Source organism: Phenylobacterium aquaticum (assembly GCF_947378715.1).
In the GTDB taxonomy this organism is placed as follows: domain Bacteria; phylum Pseudomonadota; class Alphaproteobacteria; order Caulobacterales; family Caulobacteraceae; genus Phenylobacterium; species Phenylobacterium aquaticum_A.
Genome location: NZ_CANCLE010000254.1, coordinates 1 through 3,690, shown reverse-complemented (window position 1 = coordinate 3,690; position 3,690 = coordinate 1). Strand labels below are relative to the sequence as shown.

At 69.1% G+C, this 3,690-nt stretch carries 4 protein-coding genes; 2 read left to right on the top strand and 2 right to left on the bottom strand.

The window, feature by feature from the left end; all coding sequences use genetic code 11:
* Together Q7P21_RS20065 and acpS are read left to right on the top strand one after the other, a co-directional pair.
* On the top strand, positions 1-565 hold a 565-nt coding region (locus Q7P21_RS20065), incomplete at its 5' end, for a pyridoxine 5'-phosphate synthase (RefSeq protein WP_304180105.1).
* Positions 566-578: 13 nt separating this feature from the next.
* Positions 579-977 (top strand): holo-ACP synthase, encoded by a 399-nt coding sequence (gene acpS, locus Q7P21_RS20060; RefSeq protein ID WP_304180102.1) that lies wholly within the window; start codon positions 579-581, stop codon positions 975-977.
* A gap of 3 nt (positions 978-980) precedes the next feature.
* On the opposite strand, the gene Q7P21_RS20055 is transcribed toward acpS, so the two are convergent.
* Positions 981-1,973 (bottom strand): SDR family NAD(P)-dependent oxidoreductase, encoded by a 993-nt coding sequence (locus Q7P21_RS20055; protein WP_304169555.1) that lies wholly within the window; start codon positions 1,971-1,973, stop codon positions 981-983.
* Positions 1,970-3,690, bottom strand: a 1,721-nt coding sequence (locus Q7P21_RS20050) for a S9 family peptidase (protein ID WP_304180099.1), incomplete at its 5' end; no start/stop codon positions are given. The genes Q7P21_RS20050 and Q7P21_RS20055, both read right to left, overlap by 4 nt.

Genomic DNA, 3,690 nt, shown 5'->3' with positions numbered 1-3,690 from the left:
CCGCAAGCGCGGCCAGCCGCTGAACTTCGAGATGGCCGTGACCCAGGAGATGGAGACCATTGCGCTCCGCCACCTGCCGCACGCCGCCTGCCTGGTGCCTGAGCGTCGGGAAGAGGTGACCACCGAGGGCGGGCTCGACGTGGCCGGCGCGCACAACACCATCGCCCCGGTCGTGCGCCGGCTGGTTGACGCCGGCATCCGGGTGTCCTGCTTCGTCGACGCCGTGCCGGAACAGGTGGCCGCCGCCAAGTCGGTCGGCGCCCAGGTGATCGAGCTGACCACCGGCTTCTATTGCGACGCCGTCCGCGACCGCTCGCCCGAGGCGCCGGCGCTGCTGGAGCGCCTGAGGGTCACGGCCCGCGAGGCGCATCGGCTGGGCCTGGAGGTCCATGCCGGCCACGGCATCGACTACGAGACCGTCAAGGCCGTCGCCGCCATCCCTGAACTGGCCGAACTGAACATCGGCCACTTCCTGATCGGCGAGGCGATCTTCGTCGGCCTGGTCCCGGCCATCCAGCGGATGCGGGTGCTGATGGACGAAGCCCGGGTGGGGATGGCCGCGTGATGGGGTCTTCTCAGTGATCTTGGGGATCGGCTCGGACCTGTCGGACATCCGTCGCGTTCAGGGCAGCCTGGACCGGTTCGGCGATCGGTTCACGAACCGCTGCTTCACCGAGATCGAGCGGACCCGCTCGGACCGCAAACCGGACCGCGCCGCGTCGTATGCCAAGCGCTTCGCCGCCAAGGAGGCCTGCGCCAAGGCGCTTGGCACCGGCATCCGGCGCGGGGTGTTCTGGCGCGACATGGGCGTGGTCAACATGCGCTCAGGCCAGCCGACCATGGCCCTGACCGGCGGCGCCGCAGCCCGCCTGGCCGAGATGGTCCCGGCCGGCCACAAGGCGGTGATCCACCTGTCGCTCACCGACGACCACCCCTACGCCCAGGCCTTCGTAATCATCGAGGCCTTGCCGGAATAAGGACTAAGCGGCCCAGCCGAAGTACTGGCTGATCCCCGTGGCCTTCAGGCTTTCGCGCCACAGCAGGGCCTCGCCCTCAGGCGCTCGCTCGGGCGGCAACAGCACCGCAGGCCCACTCTTGCCGGCGCCTTCCGGTCCGTAGAACCCCAGGCTCTCGACCCCGGCTTCGCAGCAGGCGCGCGCGATGCCCATGGTCCCATCCTCGACGGAGTGCGCAGCCTTCAGGGTGCGGTTGAGAATCATGCGGTCTAGGAAGGTGTCGCCGCCGGCCGCCGTGGTCTTGGCCTGCAGGCCGCTGTCGGTGGGGCCCGGATGGGCGCAGAGGCTCTTCACCTTGCCCGCGAAGGCCGGCCGCGCCTGGGCGATGTGGTCGTGCAGGGCGTAGGTGAACAGCAGGTTGGCCAGCTTGGACTGCTGGTAGCGCCGCCACTTGCCGAAGCCCATGAAGCCCTGGCCGCCCAGCTTGCCGCCCTTGGCGCGCAGATAGTCGGCCTTGAGCGGCGGTCCACGCCGGGCGCCGCTGGAGTGATTGACCACCCGTGCTTCGCCCCGCGCCGTGGCGGCCGTCTCCAGCAACGGCCAGATCTCGGAGGTCAGCAGGAAGTGCGACAGGTGGTTGGGTTGCATCTGGACGTCGAAGCCGTCCGGCGTCGCGGCGTCGGGCAGGCCCATGACGCCCGCATTGTTGCACAGCACGTCGATCCCACCGGCGAAGGCCTTGCGCAGTTGCGCGCCCGCCGCGCGGACGGCGTCGAAGCTCTGCAGGTCGCACGCGACCAGTTCAACCTTGCCGCCCCGCTGCCTCAGCTCCGCCAGGGCCGCGTCGGCGCGAGGCGAGGGCCGGTTCAGCATCAGCACCTGGGCGCCCAGGTCCGCGCAGGTGCGGGCCAGCACCAGGCCCGTGCCGCTGGTGCAGCCGGTGATGGCCACGGTCTTGCCGGCCAGGCTGGGCAGCGCAGCGGCCAGCGCGGGGTAGTATTGGGACGTCAGGGTCATTTCAGGTGGTCTGCGTACCAGGCGATGTAGCGATCCAGCCGGTCCTTCAGGAAGCTGGGGCGGGTCAGGCCGTGGAACTGGCCGGGATAGATCACCATCTTGGTCTCGACGCCCAGGCTCCGCAGCGCCTGATACATCTGCTCTGTATTGAGCAGCGGCACGTTGAAGTCCTTGTCGCCGCCCAGGAACAGGGTCGGCGTGACGATCTTGTCGGCGTGGTAGAAGGGATAGGACACCTTCATCCAGGCCTCAGGGTGCTCCCAGGGCCGGCCCAGCTCCACCTCATAGTCGCGGATATATTGGTCGGTGCCATAGCCGGCCAACACATTGGAGATGCTGGCCCCGCTGGTCGCCGCCTTGAAGCGGCTGTCCATGGCGATGACGTAGTTGGTCAGGATGCCGCCATAGCTCCAGCCGCCGACACCCAGCCGGTTTGGGTCAGCGATCCCCTGGGCCACCGCATAGTCGACGCCGGCCAGTACATCCCTGACCGCCGGCGGGCCCCAGTCGGCATAGAGCGCCATGCCAAAGGCCTCGCCCCGGCCGTTGCTGCCGCGCGGGTTCGAGGCCACCACCACATAGCCCTGGGCCGCCAGCATCTGCCATTCGCGGTTCCAGGACAGGTTATATTGCGACTGCGGCCCGCCATGCAGGCGCAGCACGGTCGGGTATTTGCGCCCCGCCTGATAGCCCGGCGGCTTGACCAGGAAGCCGTGGACCTCGGTCCCGTCGCTGCTCTTGAACTTGATCTCCTCGACGCTGGCCTGGGCCACGGCCTTCAGCCAGTCGTTCTGGTGGGTGAGGGGGCGGGTCTCGCCCTTGGCCACCACACAGAGCTCCGGCAGGCTGTCGGGGACGCCGACCTGGGCCACGATCTTGCCCTTGCCGTCGGTGTCATAGTCCTCGACCACCTTGCGGCCGGCCACCAGGTCCTTAGGCGCGCCACCGGCCGCCGGAATCTCCACCAGGCGGTTGATCTGGTCGTCCTCGACCACCACCGTGATGCGCTTGCCGTCGGCCGACCAGTGGGGGCTGTAGACATTGCGGTCGAGGGTCGGGGTCAGGATCCGAGGCGCGCCGCCAGCGGCCGGGGCCACGGCCAGGGTGTGGACGCCATAGCCGATCTTGCGGATCTCGCCGCCCTGCAGATAGGCGATGGACTTCCCGTCCGGGCTCCAGGCCGGATAGCTGCCCCATTCGGGGTCGCTGTCGGCGCCGGCATAGGTGGTGACCGCATGCAGGGCGCCGCCGGCCTTGGCCTCGACCACGTAGACGTCGGTGTTGTAGTCGCGGTCGATGTCCTTCACGCGCTTGGAGACGAAGGCGATCGACTTGCCGTCCGGCGACCAGGCCGGCAGCGCCTCCTCATAGTCACCGGTGGTGACGCGCGCGGGCGTCTTGTCGGCCAGGCTCATGACGAAGAGCCGGCCGCGTTGGACGCCGAGATAGCCCGCGATGTCCTGCTTGAACTGGAACCGGTCGATGACGATCGGTTGCGGTCGCTTGGCGTCGGCCTTCTCGCCCTCGGCCGGCTTGGGCGGCTCCGGCGGGGCGTCGCGCAGGATCAACGCGATCGACTTGCCGTCCGGCGACCAGGCGAAGTCCTCGACCGAGGCCTTGCCGGAGGTGATCTTCTGGGCCTCGCCGCCCAGACGGTCCAGCAGCCACAGCTGGTCGGCCTCGTCGTCGTCGCGCCGGCCGGAGATGAAGGCGAGAT

Excerpts from the sequence above, each read along its gene's own strand:
- Q7P21_RS20055 (WP_304169555.1), bottom strand. The coding sequence starts at position 1,973 with ATGACCCTGACGTCCCAATACTACCCCGCGCTGGCCGCTGCGCTGCCC.